The following is a 25,384-nucleotide window of genomic DNA, read 5'->3' on the forward strand; positions in this document are numbered from 1 at the left end:
ACCTGCATGGACGGAAGCGTGGCAGCCGTCATCGGCGCGGCGGTGGGGGCGGCCGGAGGCCTCGGCGGCGGTTGGCTGTCGGTCTTCAGCCAGAGTCGGCGCCAGCGCGACCAGCAGCGAGTCGAACGCGACCGCTGGCGTGACGACATCCGACGGGACGCCTACGCGGCGTTCCTCACCGCGACACGCGAGTTGACCGCGGCCTGGTGGAAGATGGCCGACCAGCTCTCGGACCACGAGGACACCACCACAGCCGAATGGCGCACGGCCTTCGCCGAAACCCACGACGCCTACGCCCGGTTCAGCGCGGCCTCCTCCGGAGTCGCGATAGCCGGCCCCGGCCGGACGGCCGAGGCCGCGGCCGCTCTGCACATCGCCATGCGCGAGTGGGCGGGCGTCGGAACCGAGTGGGCCCGCGCGGCGATCGGCGACGGAACGACCCACCGGAGCCGCTACCTGCCCCGGTTCGCGGAGTCCTCCGACGCCAAGCGGGAGCCTCTGGCCGCGTTCCAGCGGGCCGCCCGGGAAGCCCTGGAGACGGAACAGTGAACTGGCCGGAGCCCTCCCCGTCGGCGGGGAGGGCTCCGGCCAGTTCCTTCGGTCTGCGGCCTACTTGAACCAGTAACGCACGCCGTGGTGGTGCGAGCACGTGCCGGAGCTGTGACGGCTCTCGGAGATCGTGCGGTCCTTGCACTGCGCCGTCTCGTACTTGTTCGCCGGACGCTGGTGGTGCGTCCAGCCGCACAGGCCCGTCGTGTGGCTCACGCAGTGGTGCGCGGTGTTCGTGACCGGCAGGACGGAGCTGGCCGAGGCCACCGTCGCAGGAACGACGGCGAGAGCGGCGGCAGCCAGACCGGCCGCGAGGGTCTTGCGAAGCAAGATCTCTCCTTGGTGGGAAGCAGGTTAGGCGCAGAACCTATCGCGACATGACTGACGGACTGTATGAAGTCCCGAAAATCGCCCCACCTCAGTCCTCGGCGATGACCGAAAACGGTGTGCGGACGGGAGCCACGCGGACTGCCCTCGGTGCGGAAGCGGCGCCCTGGTGCAGCCGGAGGAGGTCGATCCGGACCCGCGCCATCGCCGGATCTTCGCTCCGCGCCGCCTCACCTGCCTGCGTTGCGCCCCGGCACGGGTGGCTGTGGGCGGACAACCCGCAGCACCTCACCGAACCGCGACGAGATACTGCACGCCGTCACCCGGATCCGTGGCTCACTCGTGGGCGGGCCAAGGCCCGGACGGGCGGCGTCGGTCAGGCGTCTGCGGGAGTCGGCGGCGGGTCCAGGAGCTCGGGGCCGTTGTTGCGGACGTTGTTGACGGCCAGGGAGACCTGGCGGGCGGCGAGGTGGCCGGCGGCGGGTTCGGTGAGGAGGGCGCGGAGCTCGTGGGGGTCCTGGTGGGAGGGATCGAGCCAGGCCTCGAAGTCGGGGCGCTCGATGGCGAGCGGCATGCGCGGGTGGACCCGTCCCGCGGCGTCGGTGGCCTCGGTGGTGATGATGGTGCAGGTGGCCCACCAGGCCAGGGGGTCGTCCTCGTCGCGGGTCTTGTCGCGCCACCACTCGTACAGGCCCGCGAGGGCCATCGGCGCGCTGTCCTCGGGGGCGATGTACCAGGGCTGCTTGTAGGCCTTGCGGCCCTCCGCTGCCGGCTCCGCGGTCCACTCGTAGAAGCCGTCCGCCGGCAGCAGGCAGCGGCGCTTGGTGAAGGCGCGGCGGAAGGCGGGCTTCTCGTGCACGGTCTCCACCCGGGCGTTGATCATCCGGGAGCCGACGGACGGGTCCTTCGCCCAGGACGGCACCAACCCCCACCGCAGCGCCCGCAGCTCGCGGCCCAGCTCACCGGTCTCCCGGTCCGGGCGTTCCAGGACCGCCCACACGTCGTCCGTGGGAGCGACGTTCCACGACGGAGCCAGGGTCTCGGTCGGATTCCACCGGGTGACCTCGAACAGCTCGACGAGGTCCTCGGGCTTGCGGGAAGACGCATAGCGGCCGCACATGCCGCCAGCTTGCCACGCCGACCGCACGGATGGGGCGGATGTGGCGCTCGGCGCGGCTGGCATGATGCTCGGATGATCGTTCCGATTCCCGCAGTGGTGCCGCCGGGCCGGCTGGGCGGGGCCGAGCAGCCGGTGTTCGTCCTGGCCGGAGGCCTCGAGCTGCGGCCGTGGACGCCGGACGACGCCGGGGCCCTCGCGACCGCGAGCACGGACCCGGACGTCCAGCACTGGAACCGCCTCGGCCTCCTCTCCCCTGACGACGCCCGGGAACGGATCGGCCGCTGGGATCAGCGTCGGCGGGAGGAGAAGGCGGCGATCTGGGCCGTCGCGGAGCCGGGCGGCGGTGCCGCGGTGGGGCTGATCGGTCTGGCCGACATCGATCTCGCCGGTGGCAGCGCCGAGTTCCTGTACTGGCTGCTCCCGGCCGGCCGGGGCCGCGGGGCCATGGTCGACGCCGTCGTCCGGATCAGCCGGTGGGCCCTCGACGACCTGGGCCTGCACCGCCTGCGCATCACCCACTCGGTGGCCAACGAGGCCTCCTGCCGCGTCGCGCAGAAGGCCGGGTTCGCACGGGAGGGGACGATGCGCAGCGCCCTGCTGCACGCCGACGGCTGGCACGACGAGCATCTGCACGCCCGCGTCCAGGGTGACGCCTGGCCGTCCTGACGAGAGCGCCCGCACGGACCCCGCCGCCCGGGCGCGCGACGAGTACGATGCGGGCGACAGCAGACCGCCCACCGCGGAGAGGGGGAAGTGATGGGGCAGACAATCACCACGCTCGTGCCGGTGGCGGTCCTCCTCGCCACGGTGTTCTGGGTGTACCGGGACGCCACGCTCCGCGCGCGGCGCGGGAGGCCGGTCTACTTCTCGGTCGGCTCCCTCGAAGTGAGCCGGCCCGCGACCTGGGCGCTCGGCTGCCTGTGCCTGTGGATCCTTGTCACGCCCCTCTACCTCACCTGCCGGCGCCAGGCCGGTTGACCTCGCCGCCGCTCCAGTCGGCGGGCAGTGCGTAGTGCCAGCCCGGCCGCCAGGGTGGTGGGTCGGCGAGGACGTCGCGCAGGCGGGCGCCGGTGAGCAGGGCGTCGAGGGACCACCGGTTCGCCGAGTGGGCGATCAGCAGGATCCGGGACCCGTCGCGTTCCGAAGCGAGCAGGTCGCGGAGGAAGGACGCGGTGGCGGCGAGGACGTCGCAGTAGCTCTGACCACCCGGGAAGGGGTCCGTGAGGCGCCGCACCCGCTGTTCCGCGATGGCCGCGGCGGGCGCGCCGTTGAGCGCGCCGTAGTCGCACTCGCGCAGGCGGCGGTCCTGGCGGAGCTCGGGCCCACCACCCCCGGGCGGGAAGGCGATCTGCGCCGTCTCGACGGCGCGGTACAGGTCGGAGCTGTACACGGCCGCGAACCCGCCGCCGCGCCGCCGCTCCCCCAGCTCGTCGGCCTGACGCCGCCCGAGCGGCGAGAGGCGGCCCGGGAGCCAACCGGTGGCGATGCCGGCCTCGTTGTCGACCGTGGTCGCGTGCGTCTCGTAGACGAGCTCGAGGGCCATCGGGGCTCTCCCCTCCGCCGTGCTTGCGCTGCGCTGCGGTCGCCGATGGACGCCCTGCCCGAGGACGTACCCGGCCGGCCGACCCACGACTCCTCACCGCCTGCGACCTGGTCGACGCCGGCTACACGACCGGCGACGTCCTCACCGTCGACGGCGGCTGGCACATCGTCTGACCGAGGAACGCGCGGATGCGAGGAGTCGGGAGCCTCCGTCAGCGCACGACGGTCACGCTGACCGGTGCGGACTCCCCCTCCAGCCAGGTCCGGCCGCCGGCCCCGGACTGCACGCCCTCCAGCACCGCGCGCAGCTGCAGCACGCCGGGGTGCCCGGCACGGACCAAGCCGTACGCGGACGCCTCCTGGCGCGTGGTGTCGACGGTTCGACCGCACCACACGGTCTGCCAGGCGCCGCGCGCGCCGTACCGCTCCTGGACGCACAGCCGCTGCCGGCCGACGGCGTCGTCGGCGCCGGATCCGCTCACGCTGAACCACTGCCCGACATGCTGGGTGTGCGGGCGGACCTGGAAGTCGATGCTGCTCTTCGCGGACGCCGTGCCGATCCCGGCGACGGCGACGGTGCCGGCCATGGCGCCGACGGCGAGCAGACGGGCAAAGGTCTGGAACACTGCGATCCCCCTCAGAAGGTGTCCTTGGTGACATCTGCCGTCACGTCGGTCCGGAGCCTCCGGTTGCCGGTCCGCCCCGATTCCGGCCGCACGGCGGGGAAGCACCCCGCCGACCGACCGCCCCGCCCCCTCCGCCGGGCCGGGTCGGCGCCCAACCGGGGAACACGACAGGCCTGTTCGGACGTCAACAGGAGCAACGGGGTAACGGGGACGGGGCAGTCGATGCGAATGCGGATGCGGCGGGTCGTGGCGGTCCGGGCGGTCACGCTGGCGCTCGGCCTGACGGCGGTCGTCGGCGCCGCTCTGGCCTCGGTCGGCCCGTACCAGGACACCATGGCCTTCCATCACGCACAGCCGTGCCCCGAGGGCGGGTCGCCCCGGACCACCGCGGCAACGGCGGAACTCGACTGCATCGCAAGCGAGTCGGGCAGCGTGACCGGCCGCCACACCAACTCGGAGACGAACGCCGACGAGGGCAGCTCCTCCACCATCACGCACTACCTGGTGCAGGTGCGGCGGTCGTCCGGCGCGCGGGACGACGAGGAGGTCGGCGCGTCCGTCTACGCGGTGGCCCAACCCGGAGCAGCGGTACAGCTGCGGACCTGGCACGGCGTGGTGGTGCAACTGGCCGTCGGCGGCTGGACGGAGAGCTTCGACCCGGCACAGGAGCACCAACTGGGCTACACCGCCATGGCGGCCTGGACCGGCCTCGGCCTGCTGCTCTGGTTCCTGATCGGCAACGGGAGCCTGCGGCAACTCCTCGGTTTCGTCGGGCTGCGGGCCTTCGGCTGGCTCCACTTCGGAGTCTGGACGATCTACCTGGTCTACTCGCTCCTGGCCGGCGGGCGGAGCACGGCCGACGAAGCCCTGCTGGGCGCGGTGTGGCTGCTCATGGCGGCGGCGAGCGTCGTCTGCGTCCGTCTCGGCTGGCACGCGCACGGCGACGAGCCGTCCTTGGCGCGCATCGCCCGCAGGCGACGCCGCGACGGCGGCAGCGCGCCGTAGGTCAGCAGCCCGAGCAGGCTGACGAATCGGGCGGAAACCGTGTGAGGAACGCGGTTGCGGGCAGGCGCCCCCAAGCGGGCTGGACACAGAGCCGCCCGAACAGCGGGTCAGCACAGGAGGAATGGGCGCCGGGGGCGCGCAGATCGAGGAAGCGAGGTTGGCAGCTGATGGGGCGTAAGCCGGATCTTCCAGGGTCGACTGAGTGGGCGTGGGCGTGGCAGGAGAGCGCCGCGTGCACCGAACAGGACACCGGGTTGTTCTTCCACCCGGCGGGCGAGCGGGGGCCGGACTTCGAGGCCAGGGAACGCGCCGCGAAGCGTGTGTGCGCGCGTTGCCCGGTCATGGCGCACTGCCGCGCCTACGCGCTGGAGGCGCGCGAACCCTACGGCGTGTGGGGCGGACTGTCCGAGGACGAACGCGTCTCGGTGCTGCGCCGCCGTCGCCGGGAACACGACCGGGCGACCGCGGCCTGAGCGGCCTCACCCGAGGCGCGCGCTCGGCCCGACACCGTCGCACCGCACCACGTCACGCCGCACCACCACACCCCCAGGAGAGGGGAAGCCACCGTGAGCAACGACGACACCACCAGGACCCGCCTGCTGGCCGTGGCGCACGCCGCAGCCGACTCGGTCGAGGCGGCAAGGTCCCACCTCGGCCACTCCGCCGGATCGGCGCGGTCGGCCGCCGGCCACGTCAGGGACAGCGTCGGGCACGCCGCGGCGGCGCAGGCGCGCCGGGCGTCGGGGAGCCTCACCGCACGGACCAAGGACGTCCCGGCGACCGGCCGTGCGTGGCCGACGACCGTCGTGCTGGGCACTGCGGCGGCGGCCGCACTGGGCATCGTGGTCCGCCGGCTCACGCGCAGCCCCGAGCCCACGACGTTCGTGCACCGCAACACGACCAGGCCACCGGCCTGACACCGACTCGCCGACGCCTTCGGCGCTCAGCCTCAGCTGGTGCGTTGCAGGGACGCCTGGACGATCTCCCCGTTCTGGACCGTGTAGGTGCCGCTGTAGTCGGCCGTCGAGCCGTCGGTGTGCACGGCGTGCAGCTGGACGTCGACGGTGTCGCCGCTCTCGCCGTTGACGGTGAGCACGTCGCTGGAGGTGTCGGCGAAGCCGGAGGAGAAGGACGCGTAGGAGCCGCCGAGGTTCTTGCCGCCCAGGTTCCAGGCGGTGGGGTAGTCGTGGGCGTTGATCGCGTTGTAGTAGGCGCCGACCACCGATGCCGGATCGGCCGCCGGAGGCGGCGTGGGCGAAGGCGTGGGGGTGGGAGTCGGGGTCGGCGTGGACGTGGGCGTGGGCGTGGGCGTCTGGCTGGGGGTCGGCGAGGGGCCGGACCCGGCGGGGCTCGGCGAGGCGGACTGCGGCGTACCGGCCGGGGTGCTGGAGACGCTGACACCCGCCGAACCGGCGGAGGCGGTCTGGTGCGACGTGGCCGTCAGCACGGCCGCCGCGGCGCCGCCGCCCACCAGCGCGGCCCCGACGGCCGCGGCGGCGATGAGCAACGCCCGGCGTCGACCGCGCCCACCCGGCCCGGTCAACGCCGGGGGCGCCGTCGGGTACCCGTATCCGCCGGAGCCGTAGCCGGGGCCGGAGCCGTAGCCGGAGCCGTAGCCGCCGGGGGTGCCCGGACCGCCAGGCCCGCCCGGACCGACTCCGGGCACGAAGGGCGCCGTGGCGCCGAGCCCCGTCGCGCCGGGGACTCCGCCCAGCGTCCCCATCGGCGGCGTGGGCGGCATGGGTTGCTGCATCAGCGGAATCGTCAGGGGCGTCGGCGGCATGCCGAACTGCGGGGGCCGGTCCTGCGGCCCGGTGATCGGAGCGACGGGAGCGACCGGGCCGACCGGGGCCGTCGGCGAGATGACGGTCGGCGTGCGCGGGGTGCGGCCCTGGGCGATCTCCTCCAGCAGCTGCAACGCCTCGTCGCCGGTGGCCCGCTGCTCGGGGTCCTTGCGCAGCAGGGCGTCCAGGACCGGCGCCAGCGGGCCGGCGTGGGTGGCCTGCGGCAGCGGGTCGCTGATCACCGCCTGCAGCGTGCCGATCGTGGTGGCGCGCAGGAACGGTGACTGTCCCTCGACCGCGGCGTACAGGGTGGCGCCCAGGGCCCACAGGTCCGACTCGGGTCCGGTGCGGTGGCCGGTGAGCCGCTCCGGCGCCAGGTAGTCGGGCGAGCCGACGATCTCGCCGGTGCGGGTCAGACCGCTGCCCCCGGCGAACTGGGCGATGCCGAAGTCGGTGAGCACGACGCGGCCGCGTCGTTCGATCAGCACGTTGGCGGGCTTGACATCACGGTGCAGGACGCCGTGGCGGTGCGCCTGGACCAGCGCGGAGGCGACCTGCGCCCCCACCCGTGCCGCGTCGCGCGGCAGGAGGGTGCCCTCCATGGTGATGATCTCGGCGAGGGAGCGGCCGTCGATCAGCTCCATCACGATCCAGGGCCGACCCTCGTCCTCGACGACGTCGTGGATCGTGATCACGCCGGGGTGGTCGATGCGCGCCGCCGCCCGGGCCTCCTGCTGCATCCGCGCGTACAGGACACCCGTCTCCTGCTCGCCCAGCCCGGCGACGTTCAGTTCCTTGACCGCCACCTCCCGGTCGAGAACCTGGTCGTGTGCCCGCCAGACGATGCCCATGCCCCCACGGCCGAGCCGTTCGCCCAACAGGTAACGCCCTACGAGCACGCGGTCCTCGCCCGCTCTGGAGGGGTCAGCGGTCATGACACCTGCCCTTCGCCTCACTGCAGTTCTACCGTCCTGCAGTCGCCCATACCTGCAGAACCTGCGAAAAAGGGGGCGAAGCACCGTCCCCCGCGCCGGATCCTGCCCAACGACCGGACGGCCAAGCCTGCATGCTCCCACGAGCCTTCTCTGAAAGGGACGTTGAGTGGATGAGCCCGTCCTGCTCGTTTCACCCGCACGGTGTGGGGCGCGTGCGCGATGATGAGCGAATGATGCCGGAGGGGGCGGAAACGGACAGGCTGGTGGCGGGGCGTTACCGACTGCGGTCGCCCCTCGGACGCGGCGGCATGGGCCTGGTCTGGCGGGCGAGGGACGAGTTTCTCGGACGGGACGTCGCCGTGAAGGAGGTGCGCCTCGACGGAGACCAGTCGCCCGGCGCACGGCGCGAGCAGAACGAGCGCGTGCTGCGCGAGGCACGCGCGGCGGCGCAGGTGCGGCACCCGAACGTCGTCGTCCTGCACGACGTGGTGGAACAGGACGGCCGACCGTGGATCGTGATGGAGCTGGTCGAGGGGCGTTCGCTGGGCGCGGCCATCGCCCACGACGGCCCGCTGCCGCCACCGGAGGCGGCGCGGCTCGCGGCGCAGGTCGCCGGCGCTCTCGCAGCGGCCCACCTCGGCGGGGTGCTGCACCGGGACGTGAAGCCGGACAACGTGCTCGTGGAGACCGCCACGCGGCGGGCGGTCCTGACGGACTTCGGCATCGCGACACTGTCCGGCGGGACGTCGCTCACGGCGACGGGCGAGTTCGTCGGCTCCGTCGAGTACACCGCACCGGAGCGGATGACCGGCCAGGAGGCGACGCCCGCCTCGGACGTGTGGTCGCTCGGCGTGCTGCTGTGCACAAGCCTCGCGGGCCGTTCACCCTTCCGACGCGACTCGCTGGGCGGCCAGGTTCAGGCGGTCCTGGCCGGCGAGGTCACCCCTCCGCCGGAGGCGGCGGGGCTCGCCCCGCTGATCACCCGCATGCTCGACCGCGACCCGCGCGGACGCCCCACGGCGGCCGACGTGGAGCGCGCGCTGCTCGCCGGCTGCGATCCGGGCGCGCAGCACGTCGCCCCGCCACCGGCCGGCTACACCCCGACGCAGCGGATCAGCGGCGTCCCCGGTGAGCCGGGACCCGTCCGCACCCCTCTCCCCGGCACCGGCACCGGACCTGGCCCCGGCCCCGACCGCAGCCCCGTTCGTAACCGTCGGACCGTCAGCGCACTCGTCCTGGGTGGTGTCCTGGGGGCCGCGGCGGTCGGCGGCTCGGTCGCCTTCGCACTCCGTGGCAGCGGGAGCGACGCTCCGCAGGCGCGGGTCTCCGTGCCCGCCGGCGCGACCACGCGACCGCCCGTGCACGGCGTCACGGCAACGACATCGGCAACCGCAACGGCGACGACGCCCAACCCGCCCTCAACCTCAACGTTAGGGTCAGCCCCGACGGGCGCAGCCCCCTCCGGGACCGCACCGGCCGGGTACCGGTGGACCGCCGACCCGGCGGGCTTCGCCCTCGACGTCCCCGATGGCTTCTACCGCAGCGACGAGCCCCCGCGGATCTTCTACTACTCCCCCGGCAAGCAGTTCCGGCTGGGCATCCGCCAGGAGAGCCCCGACCCGTCCGGCCCCCTCGGCGTGATGCAGGCCGAGGCCGCCCAGGGGCCGCAGACCTACCAGGGCTACCGTGACGCCTCGGTCACCCCCACCACACGGGACGGGGACCCGGCCGCGCTGTGGGAGTTCACCTGGGACGGCTTCGGCGACGGCGGCGGTCCGCGCCGCACGCTCGACCTGTGCTGGGTCCACGACGGGAGGCAGTACGACGTCTGGGTCTCGGCGCCGCTGACCGCCACGGAGCAGGGGCGCGCGTACTTCGAGACCGCCGCGCAGAGCTTCCAGGCGGGCTGAGCACCGGCGCGCCACCGACTTTCCGCACGCCGAAACCGGTTGGCGCCCGCCGGGCCCCCGCTGCTAGCCTGCAGACAGCCGTGCAGCAGATCGAGGAGGTGGTACCCGTGAACACACAGACGACATGGGTGCTCCCCTCAGGGGTCACGGTCGGGCGATAGGTCGTCGCCCGGGAGCGCCGTTCATCGAGCCCTCCCGAAAGGCACGACCATGCATTTCACTTCCGAGCAGCGCCTGGACAACGGCGTTCTCGAGCGCGAGTTCACCCTCGGTCCCGACGGTGACGACCAGATCCCCGGCACGCTGTGGACGCCGACGTCCACCCCCGCACCGCTGATCCTGATGGCCCACAACAACGGCCTTCCCAAGGCGGAACCCCGCCTGGTGGCCCGGGCCCGGCTCACCGCCGCGCACGGTTACGCCGTCGCCAGCATCGACGCCCCCGAATGCGGTGACCGGCCCCGTTCCGCCGCCACCGACCAGGCCCGCGCCGAGCTGCGCCGGGCGATGCAGGCGGGCGAGCCGGTCGACGACATCTTCGAGTCCTTCGTGGGCCCGATGGTCGAGAAGGCGGCCCCGGAGTGGCTGACCACTCTGGACGCCCTCCTCGCCGTGCCCGAGATCGACGGCCCGGTCGGGTACTCCGGCTGGACCGCCCTCGGTATCCGCCTCGCCGCCGTCGAGCCGCGCATCGCGGCCGCCGGCTTCTTCGCCGGCGGCTACGTGCCGCTCGCCCAGCGCGAGCAGGCCCGGCAGGTCACCGTCCCGCTGCTGTTCCTGCTGCAGTGGGACGACGAGGGCAACCCGCGTCAGAGGGCCCTCGACCTGTTCGACGCCTTCGGCAGCAAGGAGAAGACCCTCCACGCCAACCTCGGCGGCCACCTCGGCACCCCGTCGTTCGAGCGTGAGGACGGGGACCGCTTCTACGACCGCCACCTGAGGTAACCCCGCGCCACCCCACGGCTGCCGCCCTGCTCCCGGGGCGGCAGCCCACCCGGCCGGCCGAAGACGATCGAGCGACTGCCAGGCACGGCCCGAGGACGACCGAACGGCGCGCCCCCTCCCACCCGTCTCCATCGCACGCGTGCGCGATCATGGGCGGATGGACGCACGTTTCCTTGCCACCGCCGAGGTGGCCGAACTGCCCGAAGCCCCCTCCGTGGCCGTCGTCGTCGACGTCATGCGGGCGTTCACCGTGGCCGCCTGGGCCTTCGGCCAGGGCGCGGAGAGGATCGTGCTCGCCGAGTCGTTGGACGCGGCGCTGTCCCTCAAAGCGGCCCACCCGGAGTGGGTGGCGCTCAAGGACGGCCCGCCCGCGCCCGGGTTCGACGCCGTCAACTCCCCCGGCCTGCTCCGCACCACCGACCTCACCGGCCGGACCGTGGTGCAGAAGACCACGGCAGGAACCGTCGGCGCCCTCGCGGTCCAGGACGCGTCACTGGTGCTGTGCGCCGGGTTCGTGGTGGCCGAGGCCACGGCCCGGCGGCTGCGGGAACGCGCCGGCGACACCGTCACGTTCGTGGTCACGGGCGAGGACGGGCGCGCCGAGGAGGATCTGGCGTGCGCGCAGTACATCGCCCGCAGGCTCACCGAAGCCGGGACGGAAGCGGCTCCCTACCTCCGCCGCGCCGCCGAGTCGCGCGCCGCGACCGAGCTGACGACCGGCGTGCGCCAGGGCGCCCATCCCGACGACGTCCCCCTCTGCCTCGAACTCGACCGGTTCCCCTTCGCCCTGGTGGCCGCCCTGGAGGGCCCCCTTATGGTCCTGCGCCCGCACGCGACCGGCTGACGGACGGTGCGCGGGCCGGATTGCGGTGCGCGTCAGGGTTCTGCGAGCGGACCCCACTCGACGACGACGAGGTGCTCTTCGCGATACGCGTCCAGATCCGGGTGGTGCCAGCGCTCGCCGGCCCGGACCCGATGGAAACGGAAGACGGCGTTCGAGGGACCGGCGCTCACGATGCACCGCAGCGGAATCGGCGGCACGGCGTTCCGGCCCAGTGCGCAGACCTCGCGCGCCAGGCCGAGTCCCTGGAGCAGCAACTCCCGCTGGGCGCTGACCTCGACGACCGGTCCACCCTCGTCGAGCCGACCGACCGGGACGTCCACGTAGTCCTCCAGGTGGAAGCTGTTCACGCCGCACTCCCACCCCGTGAGGTCACCGCGGGCCGCCTCCGCGGGCCCCACCGACCGGCGAGCGGTCTCGGCGAGAACGACCGCGCCGTCGCGCACCACCAGCCCTCCGGCCAGGCGGGCTCGCAGCGCAGGGGTCGGCTCGCCGCCCGGGACCGCGGCACCGTGGCCGATGGCCCCGAGCAGCGACACCGCTCGATCGTTCATCCGTACCGTCAACATGGCTTCAGGATGCCGGGCAGCGGCCGCGACGTCTGCTCAGTTTGCGTCCGCCTCCCGGCGGAACAGCGCGGTCCACAGGAACGGCACGCCGAAGAGCGCCGACTCGGGCGGCTCCTCGCGCATGCGGCGCAGCTCGACCTCGGCCAGGTCGGAGAAGATCCACCGCAGTGCCTCGGGGTTGTAGGCGAGGCCGCCCTGAAGCTCGCCCGCGCGGTAGAGATCCGCATCGGTGAGCTCCGAGCCCATGCCGCCCTCGCCGGCGGCGAAGACGGTGAGCGCAAGGTGCCCGCCGCGGGCGAGGACGCGGTCGAGGAGCGCCAGGTAGCCGACCCGGCGGTGCGGCGGCAGATGGTGGAAGCAGCCGGAGTCGACCACCAGGTCGTAGGGGCCGCTCAACTCGGCGGCGGAGAGGGCGAAGGCGTCACCGCAGAGGAAGCGGACGTCGGCGCCGGACTCCCGGGCCCGCTCCTCGCCCCAGGCGACGGCCACCGGCGAGAGGTCGACGGCGTCGACCCGGAAGCCGTGCGCGGCGAGGAAGAGCGCGTTGCGGCCCGCCCCGCAGCCCAGGTCCAGCGCCCGGCCGCCGGGGGTGACGAGCCCACGGTCGAGAAGGGCGGCCAGGTTCTCGTCCGGCTTGGCCGCGAAGAACGGGACGGGCCGCGAGCGGTCGGCGTAGAAGCGGTCCCAGAAGTCCCTGCCGTCGCCGGTCGCCAAGCGACCGGCCTCCGGCTCGGATGCGAAGAGTCCGTCCAGGAGCGCAAGGACATCCTCGACGGTGCGTACGGTCCGGTCCATCCGGCGGCCCCCCTTTCAACCGGGCCCGATCCTAGGGGTGGGAGGAGCAAAAGGCCAGGTCAGAGCAGATGCGGCGCGGCCTTGCGCGGGCTCGTGCGGGCCGGGCGCGCGGGGGTGGCCCCGCCGCTCCGGCCCCCGGCCCCGCGTCGCGCGAAGCCCCTCCCAGGGTCGGGGAGGGGCCTTTCCCGCCCGCGCCCGGGAAGGAGATGTGACGAGTTCTCCGATCAGGTCGCGGAGAAGGTGAACCAGTGGACGTTGACGAAGTCGGAGGCCGAACCGATGAACGTCAGGTAGACGTCGTGGACCCCTGTGACGGTGCCGGAGAGGTTGATCGGGACGGTCTCCCAGGACTGCCAGCCACCGGTGTTCGCGATGTCGATCTCGGCGAGCTTCGTCCCGGTCGGGCTGTCGAGACGGACCTCCACACCCCCGCTCACGCCCGCGGCGGCGCCGGAGGCGAGGCGGGCCAGGAAGCGTCGGGGCGAGGTCGCGCCGAAGTCGACACCGGTGTAGCCGAGCCGGCAACCTGCGTGGATCCAGCCGACGTCGAGGCCGCCGCCGGTGTCGGAGCAGGCCTCCGTCTGGGTGCCGTTGTTCGACGTGGAGGACGACGCCGCGATGGTGCTGTAGGCGCTGACCGTCGTTCCGCCACCACCCCCGCCGCCCCCGCCGCCCCCTCCGCCACCGCCGCTGGAGCCACCACCGAGGGTGATCGTCCAGGACGTGGGCGCCGGGTCCTGGAGGTGGCCGTCGACCGGCTGGCTGCCGGTCGGGCCGACGTCGTCGTACGGGAAGGCGTAGCCGACGGTGGCGTTGGCGTGGACGAGGCGGGCGTAGTGGTTGGTGACCGCGTTCTGGTAGTACTGCGCGGACGTCACCCCGCTCGGTTGCTGGGCGCCGCCGGCCAGCAGGAGCGTGCTGCGGTTGAGCGCGGCGGCGAGCCGCGCCGCGACCGCGCCACGGGCGTCCCCGCCGGAGTTGTAGAGGGGACCTGACGCGCAGCCGAAGATGTCGGTGGTGCTGGGCTTGGTGAACGGGACACCGTCGGCGTTCAGCCCACCGAAGGTGAGCACGCCCCCCGTGACGGTTCCGCTGAAGGAGCCGAAGGAGGGGTTCTGGGTGTCGATCGTCAGGGGCGTGCCCTGGAACGCGGCCCAGACCTGGTCCACGTAGGGGTCGAAGTAGCCGCCGAAGGAGACGGGCGAGTGAGTGGGTGCCAGGACCCGCAGCACCGCGCCACTGCCGTCGCGCACGACGAGCTGGTCCCACGGTGCGCCGTCGGCGGCGTGCTGGGCGGTCAGCCCCGAGGCGATGGCGTCCAGGGCCCCGGCCGGCAGCGGGCTGACCGACTGGTTCCCGGCGGCGCCGGTGGTGCTCATGGAGACGGCCTCGGCGACGAGGTCGACATAGCTGATGTTGGCGTAGAGGTTGGCCGAGTTCCAGGTGAACTCGCAGAAGCTCCAGTTGGTGAGCCAGTTGGGGTCGGCGGCGTCGAATCCGGGCTCGACCAGCCCGGGTTGCCCGCCGGCGGGGGCCGGATTGACGAAGAACTGGATCTTGTTGCCGACGGAGAACCACACCCGGCCACCGATGACGTACTCGGTCAGCGTGAGCGAGACCCCGTTTCCGCCGGAGGGCCCGAGCGGGATCGCGTAGTCGGGCGCCGGGGTGAGGTTGGCGGCGGGGTTCGCCAGCGGGTGGAAGACGCCGTCGGAGCCGACGAAGCCGGGGGCGCCCGAGCTGTCGGAACCGGTCACGTAGGCGTAGGCGGTGTCGCTGCCGGAGACGTTACGCAACGTCAGCGGCAGGGTGGTGGCCGCGGCAGCGCGGGCACCGAGTTTGGGAAGTAAAACCTGGGAGCCGACCAGGGCGGCAGCGGCCGTCCCGGCAGCGGTGAGCAGCTTACGACGCGAGATCATCCGATATGTCCCGTCGGTATTTCGGGGTTTGTGGGGGTTGACGACGGGAGGGGGCCGTCGTGCTCGCTGCAGCGACAGCCAATATGGTCCGGTTGTTGAACCGGCGTCAAGTACAAGACTTGAACGAACAAGAGGAACCCAGGCAACGATCTTCTATCGCCACGCAGATGTGACCCAAAAACCGCAGACAGCGAGCACCCGTTCGGCGTAGCGTGATCACCGTAGTTCGCTGTCCGCCGTACCGCTGCACCTGCTGTTCGAGGACGCGACCCATCCACAGGGTCGGTGGATCGTCCGCCGGCCCGCGTCCCGAACGGGAGATCTGTATGGCTCAGGGCACTGTCAAGTGGTTCAACGCCGAGAAGGGCTTCGGCTTCATCGAGCAGGCCGGTGGCGGCCCGGACGTCTTCGTCCACTACTCCGCCATCAACAGCACGGGCTACCGCGAGCTCGTCGAGGGTGAGACCGTCTCCTTCGACGTCGAGCAGGGCCCGAAGGGCCCGCAGGCCGCCAACGTCGTGCGTGGCTGAACCTCTGACGGCGGACGTCTGACGTCTGTCGCAACAGGCCCTGCTCCCCGGTCTCCGGGGAGCAGGGCCTGTTCCTTTCCCCGCCCGCACGCTTCCCCGCCTGGTCGTCTCCTGTCGGCCCGGTTGGCGCGCGGCCGCGCGGGTAGCGTGCCGGTCATGGACAGCGATCAGAACGATCAGTCGACCGAGTCCCTGCGCGCCGCCGAGCGCCGACTCCAGGCGGCACAGCTCGCCGCCGACACCGCCACGCTCGACGTCCTGCTCGACGACCGCCTCGTCTTCACCGGCCCCGACGGAACCCTGTACCGAAAGAGCGACGACCTCGAGCTCCAGAAGAGCGGCCGGCAGCGCCTCACCCGCGTCGACGAGGAGGAACTGACGGTCCTGGCCGTCGGGACGACGGGCGTGACCTGGTTCCTCGGCACGGTCGCCGGGACGTTCCAGGGCCAGGAGTTCGCCTCCCGCGTGCGCTACACCCGCACGTGGGTCCACGACGGCCGGGCCGGATGGCGCGTCATCGCCGCCCACGTCACACCCGTCTGACCTCTCGCAGGTCGCCGCCTGCCCCACGCGGCCCGATCGGCGGCGTCTAGGCTACGCACTGCCGCCGCGGGCGGTCGGCGGAGTTGAGGGGCAGGCGGCGTGAACGAGGTGGTCCGGCGGGACGAGTTGCTGCTGCCCGCGCGGGCGCGGCGGCCCGAGACGCTGATCCGACTGGTGGTGGGTCTGCTCTTCCTCGCCGTGACGCTGCTGCTGGCCCGCTGGGCGCACAACACCACCGGCGGGCTGGAGGCCGACGCGACGCGCGAGGCGGAGAAGGCCCCGCGCGCCCTGGTCGATGCGCTGGGGTCGCTCGCCTCGGTCGCCGTGGTGCTGCTGCCGGCCGCCTTCGGGGCGGTGAAGCTCCTGGCGCGGGAGCGCCGGCGCGTGCTGGACGGAATCGTCGCGGCGGCGCTCGCTTTCGGGCTCACCCTGACGGTGAACCTGTGGAGCTCGGAGCTGGTCCCTCCCGCGATCCTGGACGTGCTGGCCCCGCCCGAGCAGGCGTCCGTGCTCGACGGGCCGCTGCTCGCGCTCTGCGCCCCCGCCCTCGCGTTCATGACCGCGGCCGGGCTGACGCAGCGACCCCGGTGGCGGCTGGCTCTCGCGGCCGTGGTGGTCACGAACGCGCTGACCGCGCTCGTGGCCGGCTACGCGGACGCACTCTCGGTGCTGCTGTCGCTGCTGATCGGCTGGACGACCGCCCATGCGACGGCCTACGGCCTGGGCTCGCCCAACGCCCGCCCCACCACCGCGCTGCTCTTCGACGCGCTGCGCGGAGCCGGATTCACGCCGGTCGGCGCCTACCGGGCCACCGACAGGGCACCCCACGAGCCACACCGCTACCTGGTGCGACAGGCGGGCGAGCACCCGGATCTGGACGTGATCGTGCTGGACCGGGAGCTGACCGCCACCGGCTTCCTGCGCCGCCTCGGGCAGCGGCTCCGGCTGCGCTCCGCCCCCCAGCGCCGCGGCCTGCTCTCGCCGACCGGCGCCATGCGCCAGGAGGCGCTGCTCGCCTACGCCGCCGGCGCGGCCGGCGTGCGCACCCGACGCCTGCTGGCCACCACCGACCTGGGCCCGGACGCCTCGCTGGCCGTCTACGAGGCACTCCCCGGACGCTGCCTGGACGAGCTCGCCGACGTGGAGCTGAACGACCAGTTGCTGCGCGGCATCTGGCGTCAGGTCGACCTCCTGCACACCCGGCGCATCGCCCACCGCACGCTGGTGCCCGGTTCGGTCCTCGTCGACGAGGACGGCAGCGCGCACCTGGTGAACCTGCAGGACGGCGACGTCGCGGCGGGGGACCTGGCGCTGCGCACGGATCTCGCCCAGTTGCTCACCACCCTGTCGCTGCGGGTCGGGCCGGCGCGCGCGGTCGCCGCCGCACTGGAGATCCTGGGCCCCGACCAGGTCGGCGCGGCCGTACCGTTGCTCCAGCCGCTGGCGCTGCCGCGCGAGACCCGGTCCCGGGTCAAGCGGCAGGAGCCGCAGCTGCTCGCCCGGATCCGCGACGAGATCACCCGGGCCGTGCCCGAGGTACCGGTCGAGGTGGTGCGCCTGGAGCGGGTGCGCCCGCGCACGCTGGTCGGCATGGTGGGTCTGGCGAGCGCCGGCTATCTGATGGTGCTGCAGCTCTCCAGCAGGACCGCCAACCCGCTCGACGCGCTCGCCCAGGCGCAGCCCGGCTGGATCGCCGTCGCCTCGGCCTTCGCGGGGGCCGGCGTCCTGGCCGCCACGATGAGCTTCGTGGGCTTCGTCCCCGAGCGACTGGACCTGCGGCGCAGCACCCTCGCCCAGGTGGCCGGCGGCTTCGTCAACATCGCGGCCCCGAGCGGCCTGGGCGGAATGGCGCTGGGCACGCGGTTCCTGTACCGGGCCGGCCTGCCCACGCGCCAGGCGGTGGCGAGCGTCGGCGCCGGCCAGGCGGTGGGGCTGGTCCTGCACATCGCGCTGGTCTTCGTGTTCGGCTTCCTGGCCAGCGGCCAGGACCGCACGCCGTTCACGGACGCCGCGGACCTCGCGGTCGCGATCCTGGTCGCGGCCGTGGTCGCCCTGGTGGCCGCCGCGGTCCCGCCGCTGCGGCGCTGGATCGCGTCGCGCCTGCGCCCGATGGTCAACGGCGTACTGCCGCGGATGCTGGACCTGCTGCAGCAGCCCGGCAAGGTCGCGGTCGGCGTGGCCGGACAGCTGCTGGTGTCACTGTTCGCCGCCGCCTGCCTGTGGACCTGCGCGCTGGCGTTCGGCCAGCACCCGGGCTTCGCCCAGGTCGCCATCGCCTACCTGATCGGCGGCACGCTCGGCCAGGCCGTACCGACCCCCGGCGGCGTCGGCGGCGTCGAGGCGGTGCTGGCCTACGCACTGCAGACGTCCACCGGCATGCCCTACGACGTGGCGCTGCTCCAGGTCCTGCTCTACCGGGTGCTCTCGTTCTGGCTCCCGGCCCTGCCGGGCTGGATCGCCTACCTGTGGCTGCAGCGCGTCGAAGCCATCTGATTCGGCAGACAACGCTCATGGTCGGCTCATAGCCCTCTCATGGTCGGCCCGGAGGCTCGGTGTCGGGAACGCATCGCAGTCGGAAGGGCAGGCAGGAGATGGCAGGCGGACCGAGTGGTGGCATAGCGCGGACCCGAGCGGTCACGGCAGGAGTGGCCGTCGCGGGCGTCGCGGGCTCTCTGGCGATCATGGCCTTCCTGCCCGCAGGTGCGAGGACGAGCGGCGGCACGACGACCCCGAGTCCCAACAACACCTCGCCCTCGCCCTCGACCTCAAGCCCCAGCTCCAGCGGCACGCTGCAGAGCCCCGGCTCCAACCCGACCAGCAGTAGTTCCTCCTCGTCCGGTTCCGCCGGCTCGTCGGGCTCCGGCACGCACACCACCTCCGGGGGCTCCTGATGACCGCCGGGCGCGCCACCGCCGCGGCGTGGCGGACCTGGAGCTGCACCGTACGGCTGGTCGTCACGGACCCCGCACGGCTCCCGCACTGCCGCGACGTGCTCGCGGTCTGGCTGGACGAGGTCGACCGCGCCTGCAGCCGGTTCCGGGAGGACTCCGAGCTCGTCGCACTGGACGCCGCCGAGGGGCGGCCCGTGCGGGTGGGGCCGGTGCTGGCCGAGGCGCTCGGCGCGGCCCTGCGCGCGGCGGAGCTGACCGACGGCGACGTGGACCCCACCGTCGGGAGCGCGATGGCCGCGCTCGGCTACGACCGAGACTTCTCGCTGGTCGAGCGGGACGGGAGGCCGCTCAAGCTGGTCGTCCGGCCGGTGCCCGGCTGGCGCAGGATCGCGTTCGATCCACGCGAGCGGCTCGTCACCGTCCCCACCGGGGTCCGGCTGGACCTGGGCGCGACGGCCAAGGCGTGGGCTGCGGACCGGGCGGCGGCCACCCTGGCCGAGATCGCCGACTGCGGCGTGCTGGTCAGCATCGGCGGCGACACCGCCGTCGCCGGGCCCGCGCCCGACGGCGGCTGGCGGGTCCGTGTGCAGGACCGTACCGACGAGCCCGATGCGCACGCCCCGCACACCGTGGTGGCGATCCGGGACGGCGGCCTCGCCACCTCCAGCACCACCGCCCGACGCTGGTCCCGCGGCGGTCGCGCGGTGCACCATCTGCTGGACCCGCGGACCGGCCACCCCGCAGCCGGGCCCTGGCGGACCGTCAGTGTCGCCGCGGGCAGCTGCCTGGACGCCAACATCGCCAGTACCGCGGCGATGATCCGCGGCGCCTCGGCGCCCGCCTGGCTGGAGCGCAACCACCTGCCCGGACGACTGGTCGACGCGGACGGCGCCGTGACCACGGTCGGCGGCTGGCCCGACGAACCCCTGCCAGTCGCCCCGGTCGCCGGCCCGGGCACGGGCGCCGGGAGAGGAGCGGCATGAGCAGCACGACACTCTGGTACGCGAGCCAGGCCACCGGCATCGTCAGCCTGGTGATGTTCAGCGCCGTGATGGTGCTGGGCGCACTGGTCCGGCGCCGGGCCAAGCTGCCGGGACTGCCGAGGTTCGGCACGCTCGGGTTGCACCGCAGCATCTCGCTGCTCGCGCTGGTCTTCCTGTCGATCCACATCCTGACTGCGGTCGCCGACTCGTACGTGAGCATCAGCCTGCTGGACGTGGTGCTGGCGTTCACCTCCGCCTACCGGCCGCTGTGGCTGGGCCTGGGCACGGTCGCCTTCGACCTCCTGGTCGCGGTCGTCCTGACCAGCGTGCTGCGCCGCCGGATCGGCCACCGCGCCTGGCGGGCGGTGCACTGGCTGGCCTACGCGATGTGGCCGGTCGCCGTCGTGCACGGATTCACCCTTGGCGCGGGCGACGGCCGGACCATGCACGGCTGGGCGCTCGCGCTGACCGGCGGCTGCGTGCTCGCGGTGCTCGGCTCGGTCGCCTACCGGTCGGCCGGACCCCGGCGTGAGGCCACCCCGGCAGGGCTGGTCGCGGCCCACCGGACGGCGCCGGTGCGGCCCACCTCCGAAACCGCGAGGTCCGCCGGCACCCCCGACCACCGTCGGCTCGCCGCCTCCTCCGCCGGCCGGACCCACAAGGAAGCCTGAACATGATCGCGACTGCCACCGCAGCGCGGGCGTCGTCCTGGTGCGCGTCCCCGTCCTGAAGGTCCGACCGGAGGGCGCGTGACGTCCCCGCCCCTGACGCCCCGCCCGTGACGGGCCGCGTCAGACCCGGGGGGCGTGGATGTACTGGTCGGCCCAGGCGCTGATGATGTGCGCGGCGCGCTGGGCCTGGCCGCGGGTGGTGAGCAGGTGGTCGGCGCCTTCGAGGGAGATGAAGCTGCGCGGGTGCTGGGCCTCGCGGAAGATCTCGCCGGCGTTGGCGATGTCGACGGTGTCGTCGGTGGGCGAGTGCATCACCAGCAGCGGGCGGTTGAGGTCGCGGATCCTGTCGCGCAGGCGGGCCTGGCGCACGTCGTTGACGAAGGCGCGCTTGAGGACCAGGGTCCGGCCGCCGACGAACCACTCGTGCTGGCCCTCGCTCAGCACCCGGTCGACGACCGCGTCGTACTGCTTCTCGACGTGGCTCGGGTCGGACGGCGCGCCGATCGTGGCGACGGCGCGGACGCCGGTCGACTCGGCCGCCGCGGCGATGGCGGCGGCGCCGCCCCAGGAGTGGCCCACCAGCAGGTCGGCGGGCGTGCCGCGACCCGCCATCAGTTCCGCGGCGCGGACGGTGTCCTCGACCTTGACGGTGAAGGAGCCGTCACCCCAGTCGCCGTCGGAGTCGCCGATGCCCAGGTTGTCGTAGCGGAGCATGCCGATGCCCTCGCGGGCCAGCTGCTTGCTGACACGTGAGGCGGCCGGCGAGTTCCTGCCGAGGGTGAAGCCGTGGACGAAGATGCCCCAGCCCCGGACGGGGCCCTCGGGCAGCTCGATCGAGCCGGCCAGTTCGGGGCCGACGACGCTCTTGAATCTGACTTCTTCAGGCATGGGGTGTGCTCGCCTCGGTGAAAACGCGGTCGGTGACGGTGGTGCGGGTCGAGGGCGGCACCGGACGGTGCCGCCCTCGTGTGCCGGCGTCGGTGTGCCGGCGGTCTCGACGTCAGGCGCCGGTCATCAGCGCGGTGATCTCGGCGGCCAGCTCGGGACCGAGCTCGCCCCAGCCGTCCTTGTAGCCGTAGACACCGCCCAGGGTGCGGGCCTCGTAGTCGCCGTTCATGATCTCGATGTCGTTCGCCGTGATCAGCGACGGGTGGGCGACGCCGACGGCGCCCGAGACCTTCAGCAGTTCCCGGCGCAGGGTGCGCAGGTAGACGGCGGCACGGGTGGACTTCGACGCCGGGTCCAGGCCCCGGGCCAGCCACTGGTTCTGGGTGGCGATGCCGGTGGGGCACTTGTCGGTGTGGCACTTCTGCGACTGGATGCAGCCGATGGACAGCATCGCCTCGCGCGCGACGTTGACCATGTCGGCGCCGAGCGCGAAGGCTACCGTGGCGTTCTCGGGCAGGCCGAGCTTGCCGGAGCCGATGAAGGTGAGCTGGTCGGTCAGCCCGAGCTCGGCGAAGGTGCCGTAGACGCGGGAGAAGCCCATCCGGAACGGCAGTGCCACCGAGTCGGCGAAGATGCGCGGCGCCGCGCCGGTGCCGCCCTCGCTGCCGTCGATGGTGACGAAGTCGACGCCGCGGTCGCCGCGTGCCATCAGCGTGGCCAGCTCGTGCCAGAACGCCATCTCGCCCACCGCGCTCTTGACGCCGACCGGCAGGCCGGTCTCGGTGGCGATCAGCTCGACGAAGTCCAGCATCGAGTCGACGTCGCCGAAGGCGGTGTGGCGCGACGGCGAGGCGCAGTCCTTGCCCACGGGGATGCCGCGGATCTGGGCGATCTCCGGGGTGACCTTGGCCCCGGGCAGCATGCCGCCCAGGCCCGGCTTGGCGCCCTGGGAGAGCTTGATCTCGATCGCCTTGACCGGGGCGCTCGCCACGACGTCCCTGAGCTTGTCGAGGTTGAAGGTGCCGTCCTCGTTGCGGCAGCCGAAGTAGGCCGTGCCGATCTGCAGGACGAGGTCGCCACCGCTGCGGTGGTACGGGGAGAGGCCGCCCTCGCCGGTGTTGTGCATGGTGCCGGCCAGCGCCGCGCCCTTGTTGATCGCGGTGATCGCCGCGCCGGACAGCGAGCCGAAGCTCATGGCCGAGACGTTCACGACGCTGGCCGGACGGAAGGCCTTGGCGCGGCCGCGCGGACCACCGAGGATCTTGGCCGAGGGCAGCGGCGCCTGCGGGTCGTGGGCGTCGGGCAGGGCGCCGGCGAAGGTGCGCTGCTTGATGTACGCGTGGCCCTGGACGTGCTCGACGTCGACCTCGGTACCGAAGCCGAAGTAGTTGTTCTCCTCCTTGGCGGAGGCGTAGATCCAGCTGCGCTGGTCGCGGCTGAAGGGACGCTCCTCCTCGTTGGAGGTGACGATGTACTGCCGCAGCTCGGGGCCGATCGTCTCCAGCAGGTACCGGGCGTGGCCGACCACCGGGAAGTTCCGGAGCAGTGCGTGCCGCTTCTGGATGAGGTCGCGGGCGGCGAGCGCCGCCACTGCGGTCGCGGCAACCGCACCGATCTTCCGGGCCTGCATGTACGTTCCTCCTCGCGGCACGGCTCCGTTGCCGTGCGTCGGGCGTCCTGACCTGACCTGACGTGCGTCGGCCGACGCAGGCTGCCTCGTGGGCGCCGACGCCGACCGGAATGCGTGATGATAGTAGGAGTCGGGGGTGACGTGCCGGTGATCAGGGTGCGGCCAGGACCCGGCGACTCGATTCGCCAGGACGTTCCTCCCGGGACACGGCCACGAGCGCGGCCGCCTGCCGTCCCGCAGGGGCGGCCCGTGCGGCGCACCCGGTTGAGGCGGTCACCGGCAGGGTTCAGGCTGGTCTCATGGCGCGCGAGCGCGACGACGACGGAGACGACAGGCTCCTGGTGGAATGGGCGTTCCGCCAGGCGTCGGTCTCCCTGTCCGTGTTCGACCTCACGCAGTCCTACCTCCGGCTCAACGACACCGCGAGCGAGGTCATGGGCATCCCGGAGGACGCGCTGCGCGGGCGCTTCTACCTGGACACGGTCCCCGAGGACGACACCAGTCTTGGCTTCCTGCGGTCCTTGCGGGAGGTCGCCCGGACCGGGCAGCCGATCCGGTACCAGAGCCACACCCGCGCGCCCTCCGGCCTCCGTGAGCACGCCTGGAGCCTGGAGATGTGGCCGGTCCGCGACCCGCAGGGCAGGCTCTGCGCGGTGGCCCTCGCCGCGTTCGACAGCAGTGAGCAGCACTGGGCCAGGCAGCGCCTGGCCGTCCTGGACCGCGCGGCGGTCCGGGTCGGGACCACGCTCGACGTGACCCGCACCGCGGAGGAGCTCACCCAGCTCGCCGTCCCGATGTTCGCCGACTTCGCCAGCGTCGACCTGCTGGAGGAGGTGCTGCGCGGCGAGGAGCCTCCCCCGGGTCTCACCAACGGCAGCCTCGCGCTGCGCCGGGTCGCGCACCTGTCCGCGATCGAGGGCAATCCGCAGGCGGCGATCACCCTGGGAGCGGCCGACGAGTACCCGCCGTACTCCCCGCCCGCCCGCGCGCTGCGCACCGGCAGGCCGGTGCTGAGCGCGACGGGCGAACGCGACTTCGACCGGTGGATCGGCGGGGTGCCGGCCAGAGCGGCCAGGGCCCGCGAGTTCGGCTCCTCGTCCGTGCTGGCGGTTCCACTGATCGCCCGCGGGACCACGCTGGGTGTGGTGGTGCTCTTCCGCTCCCGTCCGGACAGGTTCACCATCGACGACCTCACCCTCGCCAAGGAGGTGGGCGGACGGGCCGCCCTGTCGGTGGACAACGCCCGCCGCTACACCCACGAGCGCGCCACCGCCCTCGCGCTGCAGGAGAGCCTGCTCCCGCACGGCCCGTCCCGCTACTCCGCCGTGGAGACCGCCTCGCGCTACCTGCCCGCCGACTCCCGGGCCGGGATCGGCGGCGACTGGTTCGACGTGATCCCGCTCTCCGGGGCGAGGGTCGCCGTCGTCGTGGGTGACGTGGTGGGGCACGGCCTGCACGCCTCGGCGGCCATGGGACGGCTGCGCACCGCGGTGCGGACCCTGGCCGACGTCGACCTGCCCCCCGACGAGCTGCTCGCCCACCTCGACGACCTGGTGCTCCGCCTCGGGAGCGAGGACGAGAACAGCGCGGAGATCTGCGCCACCTGCCTGTACGCGGTCTACGACCCGGTCAGCCGCCGGTGCACCTTCGCGAGCGCCGGGCACCCGTCACCCGTGATCGTGCTGCCGGACGGCACCACCGAGCTGCCGGCGATCAACGCCGGTCCGGTGCTGGGCATCGGCGGCCTGCCCTTCGAGGCCACCGAGCTCGAACTGCCCGAGGGCAGCCTGCTCGCGCTGTTCTCCGACGGCCTGGTGGAGTCCGGACGGCGCGACGTCGACGAGGGCGTCGCCGAGTTGTGCCGGGTGCTGGCCGCTCCGGCCCCGTCGCTGGAGTCGGCCTGCGACCGCGTCCTGGAGGAGCTCCACACCGGCAGCTCGGTCGACGACGTGGCCCTGCTGCTCGTCCGGACCCGGGCCCTGCCGGCCGAGCGCGTCGCGACCTGGGACCTGCCGTCGGATCCCGCGCACGTGGCGACCGCCCGCCGGCTGGCCGCCGAGCAGCTGACCGCCTGGGGCCTGGACGAGGCCGCCTTCGTGACCGAACTGGTCGTCAGCGAGCTGGTGACCAACGCCATCCGCTACGGACTCCCGCCCGTCCAGCTCCGGCTGATCCACGACGAGGCCCTCATCTGCGAGGTCTCCGACGGGAACTCGACCGCCCCGCACATGCGGCGGGCCCGGACCTTCGACGAGGGCGGCCGTGGCCTGCTGCTGGTGGCCCAGCTCACCCAACGGTGGGGCACCCGCCACCACCCGACCGGCAAGACCATCTGGACCGCGCAGGCGCTCTCCCGGGCCGCGCCCTGAGCGGCTGGGCCG

The 25,384-nt window shown here is 73.3% G+C and carries 26 protein-coding genes; 15 read left to right on the plus strand and 11 right to left on the minus strand.

The window, feature by feature from the left end; translation table 11 throughout:
- The first annotated feature begins 6 nt into the window (after positions 1-6).
- Complete coding sequence (locus BMY61_RS13595) at positions 7-549, plus strand: hypothetical protein (protein ID WP_042447276.1); 543 nt, start codon at positions 7-9, stop codon at positions 547-549.
- 60 nt (positions 550-609) lie between these two features.
- Here the strand turns inward: BMY61_RS13595 and BMY61_RS13600 are convergent, their stop codons facing one another.
- Together BMY61_RS13600 and BMY61_RS13605 are read right to left on the minus strand one after the other, a co-directional pair.
- On the minus strand, positions 610-879 hold the full coding sequence (locus BMY61_RS13600; RefSeq protein ID WP_236656001.1) for a DUF3761 domain-containing protein: 270 nt from the start codon (positions 877-879) through the stop codon (positions 610-612).
- A gap of 373 nt (positions 880-1,252) precedes the next feature.
- Positions 1,253-1,996, minus strand: coding sequence for an SOS response-associated peptidase (locus BMY61_RS13605; RefSeq protein ID WP_042447270.1), 744 nt, complete (start codon positions 1,994-1,996; stop codon positions 1,253-1,255).
- A gap of 72 nt (positions 1,997-2,068) precedes the next feature.
- Here BMY61_RS13605 and BMY61_RS13610 point away from each other — a divergent pair, with 72 nt between their 5' ends.
- Positions 2,069-2,662 (plus strand): GNAT family N-acetyltransferase, encoded by a 594-nt coding sequence (locus tag BMY61_RS13610; protein WP_042447266.1) that lies wholly within the window; start codon positions 2,069-2,071, stop codon positions 2,660-2,662.
- Between the two features lie 90 nt (positions 2,663-2,752).
- Positions 2,753-2,974: a hypothetical protein gene (locus BMY61_RS13615; protein ID WP_143094328.1), complete on the plus strand. Its 222-nt coding sequence runs from the start codon at positions 2,753-2,755 to the stop codon at positions 2,972-2,974.
- Here the strand turns inward: BMY61_RS13615 and BMY61_RS13620 are convergent.
- Positions 2,949-3,539, minus strand: a complete 591-nt coding sequence (locus BMY61_RS13620; RefSeq protein WP_042447262.1) for a histidine phosphatase family protein — start codon at positions 3,537-3,539, stop codon at positions 2,949-2,951. The two genes, BMY61_RS13615 and BMY61_RS13620, sit on opposite strands and share 26 nt — an antisense overlap.
- Positions 3,540-3,750: 211 nt before the next feature.
- The gene (locus tag BMY61_RS13625; protein ID WP_052438665.1) at positions 3,751-4,164 is read right to left on the minus strand and encodes a hypothetical protein; all 414 of its coding nucleotides are present in this window, start codon (positions 4,162-4,164) and stop codon (positions 3,751-3,753) included.
- 222 nt (positions 4,165-4,386) lie between these two features.
- Between BMY61_RS13625 and BMY61_RS13635 the strand changes: the two genes are divergently transcribed.
- The 3 genes from BMY61_RS13635 to BMY61_RS13645 all read left to right on the plus strand — a co-directional run bounded on the left by BMY61_RS13635 (position 4,387) and on the right by BMY61_RS13645 (position 6,086).
- Entirely contained in the window at positions 4,387-5,169 is a 783-nt protein-coding gene (locus BMY61_RS13635; RefSeq protein ID WP_143094329.1) for a hypothetical protein, read from the plus strand.
- A 167-nt stretch (positions 5,170-5,336) separates the two neighbouring features.
- Positions 5,337-5,642, plus strand: a complete 306-nt coding sequence (locus BMY61_RS13640; RefSeq protein WP_042447259.1) for a WhiB family transcriptional regulator — start codon at positions 5,337-5,339, stop codon at positions 5,640-5,642.
- A 93-nt stretch (positions 5,643-5,735) separates the two neighbouring features.
- The gene (locus tag BMY61_RS13645; RefSeq protein WP_042447258.1) at positions 5,736-6,086 is read left to right on the plus strand and encodes a hypothetical protein; all 351 of its coding nucleotides are present in this window, start codon (positions 5,736-5,738) and stop codon (positions 6,084-6,086) included.
- A gap of 32 nt (positions 6,087-6,118) precedes the next feature.
- On the opposite strand, the gene BMY61_RS44910 is transcribed toward BMY61_RS13645, so the two are convergent.
- A complete protein-coding gene (locus tag BMY61_RS44910) occupies positions 6,119-7,888 on the minus strand; it encodes a serine/threonine-protein kinase (RefSeq protein WP_082014996.1) in 1,770 nt (589 codons plus the stop codon).
- Between the two features lie 263 nt (positions 7,889-8,151).
- Between BMY61_RS44910 and BMY61_RS13655 the strand changes: the two genes are divergently transcribed.
- The 3 genes from BMY61_RS13655 (at position 8,152) to BMY61_RS13665 (ending at position 11,587) form a co-directional block, all read left to right on the plus strand.
- On the plus strand, positions 8,152-9,798 hold the full coding sequence (locus BMY61_RS13655; RefSeq protein WP_236656000.1) for a serine/threonine-protein kinase: 1,647 nt from the start codon (positions 8,152-8,154) through the stop codon (positions 9,796-9,798).
- A 210-nt stretch (positions 9,799-10,008) separates the two neighbouring features.
- Positions 10,009-10,743, plus strand: coding sequence for a dienelactone hydrolase family protein (locus BMY61_RS13660; RefSeq protein ID WP_042447256.1), 735 nt, complete (start codon positions 10,009-10,011; stop codon positions 10,741-10,743).
- A gap of 157 nt (positions 10,744-10,900) precedes the next feature.
- Positions 10,901-11,587, plus strand: a complete 687-nt coding sequence (locus BMY61_RS13665; RefSeq protein ID WP_042447255.1) for a 2-phosphosulfolactate phosphatase — start codon at positions 10,901-10,903, stop codon at positions 11,585-11,587.
- Positions 11,588-11,619: 32 nt separating this feature from the next.
- On the opposite strand, the gene BMY61_RS13670 is transcribed toward BMY61_RS13665, so the two are convergent.
- The 3 genes from BMY61_RS13670 to BMY61_RS13680 all read right to left on the minus strand — a co-directional run bounded on the left by BMY61_RS13670 (position 11,620) and on the right by BMY61_RS13680 (position 14,867).
- Positions 11,620-12,138 (minus strand): hypothetical protein, encoded by a 519-nt coding sequence (locus BMY61_RS13670; protein WP_042447254.1) that lies wholly within the window; start codon positions 12,136-12,138, stop codon positions 11,620-11,622.
- Between the two features lie 51 nt (positions 12,139-12,189).
- Complete coding sequence (locus BMY61_RS13675) at positions 12,190-12,948, minus strand: class I SAM-dependent methyltransferase (RefSeq protein ID WP_042447252.1); 759 nt, start codon at positions 12,946-12,948, stop codon at positions 12,190-12,192.
- Between the two features lie 224 nt (positions 12,949-13,172).
- Positions 13,173-14,867 carry a beta-1,3-glucanase family protein gene (locus BMY61_RS13680; RefSeq protein WP_075003897.1) on the minus strand — a complete coding sequence of 565 codons (1,695 nt, stop codon included), beginning with the start codon at positions 14,865-14,867 and terminating at the stop codon, positions 13,173-13,175.
- 326 nt (positions 14,868-15,193) lie between these two features.
- Here BMY61_RS13680 and BMY61_RS13685 point away from each other — a divergent pair, with 326 nt between their 5' ends.
- From BMY61_RS13685 to BMY61_RS13695, 3 genes are all read left to right on the plus strand, one after another.
- A complete protein-coding gene (locus tag BMY61_RS13685) occupies positions 15,194-15,397 on the plus strand; it encodes a cold-shock protein (RefSeq protein WP_042447250.1) in 204 nt (67 codons plus the stop codon).
- A 156-nt stretch (positions 15,398-15,553) separates the two neighbouring features.
- A complete protein-coding gene (locus BMY61_RS13690; protein ID WP_042447248.1) occupies positions 15,554-15,940 on the plus strand; it encodes a nuclear transport factor 2 family protein in 387 nt (128 codons plus the stop codon).
- 99 nt (positions 15,941-16,039) lie between these two features.
- Positions 16,040-18,433, plus strand: a complete 2,394-nt coding sequence (locus BMY61_RS13695; RefSeq protein WP_052438662.1) for a lysylphosphatidylglycerol synthase transmembrane domain-containing protein — start codon at positions 16,040-16,042, stop codon at positions 18,431-18,433.
- A 37-nt stretch (positions 18,434-18,470) separates the two neighbouring features.
- On the opposite strand, the gene BMY61_RS13700 is transcribed toward BMY61_RS13695, so the two are convergent.
- Positions 18,471-18,806, minus strand: a complete 336-nt coding sequence (locus BMY61_RS13700; protein ID WP_143094331.1) for a hypothetical protein — start codon at positions 18,804-18,806, stop codon at positions 18,471-18,473.
- A 24-nt stretch (positions 18,807-18,830) separates the two neighbouring features.
- Between BMY61_RS13700 and BMY61_RS13705 the strand changes: the two genes are divergently transcribed.
- Positions 18,831-19,814: an FAD:protein FMN transferase gene (locus BMY61_RS13705; RefSeq protein WP_042447243.1), complete on the plus strand. Its 984-nt coding sequence runs from the start codon at positions 18,831-18,833 to the stop codon at positions 19,812-19,814.
- Entirely contained in the window at positions 19,811-20,485 is a 675-nt protein-coding gene (locus BMY61_RS13710; RefSeq protein ID WP_063773241.1) for a ferric reductase-like transmembrane domain-containing protein, read from the plus strand. Before BMY61_RS13705 ends, BMY61_RS13710 begins: the two co-directional genes overlap by 4 nt.
- Before the next feature lie 120 nt (positions 20,486-20,605).
- On the opposite strand, the gene BMY61_RS13715 is transcribed toward BMY61_RS13710, so the two are convergent.
- Both BMY61_RS13715 and BMY61_RS13720 read right to left on the minus strand, forming a co-directional pair.
- The gene (locus BMY61_RS13715; protein WP_042447240.1) at positions 20,606-21,373 is read right to left on the minus strand and encodes an alpha/beta hydrolase family protein; all 768 of its coding nucleotides are present in this window, start codon (positions 21,371-21,373) and stop codon (positions 20,606-20,608) included.
- Between the two features lie 112 nt (positions 21,374-21,485).
- The gene (locus BMY61_RS13720; protein WP_042447239.1) at positions 21,486-23,003 is read right to left on the minus strand and encodes an FMN-binding glutamate synthase family protein; all 1,518 of its coding nucleotides are present in this window, start codon (positions 23,001-23,003) and stop codon (positions 21,486-21,488) included.
- Positions 23,004-23,302: 299 nt separating this feature from the next.
- On the opposite strand from BMY61_RS13720, the gene BMY61_RS13725 reads away from it, so the two are divergent.
- The gene (locus BMY61_RS13725; protein WP_042447238.1) at positions 23,303-25,372 is read left to right on the plus strand and encodes a SpoIIE family protein phosphatase; all 2,070 of its coding nucleotides are present in this window, start codon (positions 23,303-23,305) and stop codon (positions 25,370-25,372) included.
- The last annotated feature ends 12 nt before the right edge of the window (positions 25,373-25,384 follow it).

The sequence above is a fragment of the Streptacidiphilus jiangxiensis genome (assembly GCF_900109465.1).
GTDB classification, from domain to species: Bacteria; Actinomycetota; Actinomycetes; order Streptomycetales; family Streptomycetaceae; genus Streptacidiphilus; species Streptacidiphilus jiangxiensis.

What these genes read in the sequence shown, in the direction of transcription:
- BMY61_RS13595 (WP_042447276.1), top strand. Translation starts at nt 7, where the DNA reads ATGGACGGAAGCGTGGCAGCCGTCATCGGCGCGGCGGTGGGGGCGGCC.
- BMY61_RS13605 (WP_042447270.1), bottom strand. Translation starts at nt 1,996, where the DNA reads ATGTGCGGCCGCTATGCGTCTTCCCGCAAGCCCGAGGACCTCGTCGAG.
- BMY61_RS13610 (WP_042447266.1), top strand. Translation starts at nt 2,069, where the DNA reads ATGATCGTTCCGATTCCCGCAGTGGTGCCGCCGGGCCGGCTGGGCGGG.
- BMY61_RS13615 (WP_143094328.1), top strand. Translation starts at nt 2,753, where the DNA reads ATGGGGCAGACAATCACCACGCTCGTGCCGGTGGCGGTCCTCCTCGCC.
- BMY61_RS13620 (WP_042447262.1), bottom strand. Translation starts at nt 3,539, where the DNA reads ATGGCCCTCGAGCTCGTCTACGAGACGCACGCGACCACGGTCGACAAC.
- BMY61_RS13635 (WP_143094329.1), top strand. Translation starts at nt 4,387, where the DNA reads ATGCGAATGCGGATGCGGCGGGTCGTGGCGGTCCGGGCGGTCACGCTG.
- BMY61_RS13640 (WP_042447259.1), top strand. Translation starts at nt 5,337, where the DNA reads ATGGGGCGTAAGCCGGATCTTCCAGGGTCGACTGAGTGGGCGTGGGCG.
- BMY61_RS44910 (WP_082014996.1), bottom strand. Translation starts at nt 7,888, where the DNA reads ATGACCGCTGACCCCTCCAGAGCGGGCGAGGACCGCGTGCTCGTAGGG.
- BMY61_RS13660 (WP_042447256.1), top strand. Translation starts at nt 10,009, where the DNA reads ATGCATTTCACTTCCGAGCAGCGCCTGGACAACGGCGTTCTCGAGCGC.
- BMY61_RS13665 (WP_042447255.1), top strand. Translation starts at nt 10,901, where the DNA reads ATGGACGCACGTTTCCTTGCCACCGCCGAGGTGGCCGAACTGCCCGAA.
- BMY61_RS13670 (WP_042447254.1), bottom strand. Translation starts at nt 12,138, where the DNA reads ATGAACGATCGAGCGGTGTCGCTGCTCGGGGCCATCGGCCACGGTGCC.
- BMY61_RS13675 (WP_042447252.1), bottom strand. Translation starts at nt 12,948, where the DNA reads ATGGACCGGACCGTACGCACCGTCGAGGATGTCCTTGCGCTCCTGGAC.
- BMY61_RS13680 (WP_075003897.1), bottom strand. Translation starts at nt 14,867, where the DNA reads ATGATCTCGCGTCGTAAGCTGCTCACCGCTGCCGGGACGGCCGCTGCC.
- BMY61_RS13685 (WP_042447250.1), top strand. Translation starts at nt 15,194, where the DNA reads ATGGCTCAGGGCACTGTCAAGTGGTTCAACGCCGAGAAGGGCTTCGGC.
- BMY61_RS13690 (WP_042447248.1), top strand. Translation starts at nt 15,554, where the DNA reads ATGGACAGCGATCAGAACGATCAGTCGACCGAGTCCCTGCGCGCCGCC.
- BMY61_RS13705 (WP_042447243.1), top strand. Translation starts at nt 18,831, where the DNA reads ATGACCGCCGGGCGCGCCACCGCCGCGGCGTGGCGGACCTGGAGCTGC.
- BMY61_RS13710 (WP_063773241.1), top strand. Translation starts at nt 19,811, where the DNA reads ATGAGCAGCACGACACTCTGGTACGCGAGCCAGGCCACCGGCATCGTC.
- BMY61_RS13715 (WP_042447240.1), bottom strand. Translation starts at nt 21,373, where the DNA reads ATGCCTGAAGAAGTCAGATTCAAGAGCGTCGTCGGCCCCGAACTGGCC.
- BMY61_RS13720 (WP_042447239.1), bottom strand. Translation starts at nt 23,003, where the DNA reads ATGCAGGCCCGGAAGATCGGTGCGGTTGCCGCGACCGCAGTGGCGGCG.
- BMY61_RS13725 (WP_042447238.1), top strand. Translation starts at nt 23,303, where the DNA reads ATGGCGCGCGAGCGCGACGACGACGGAGACGACAGGCTCCTGGTGGAA.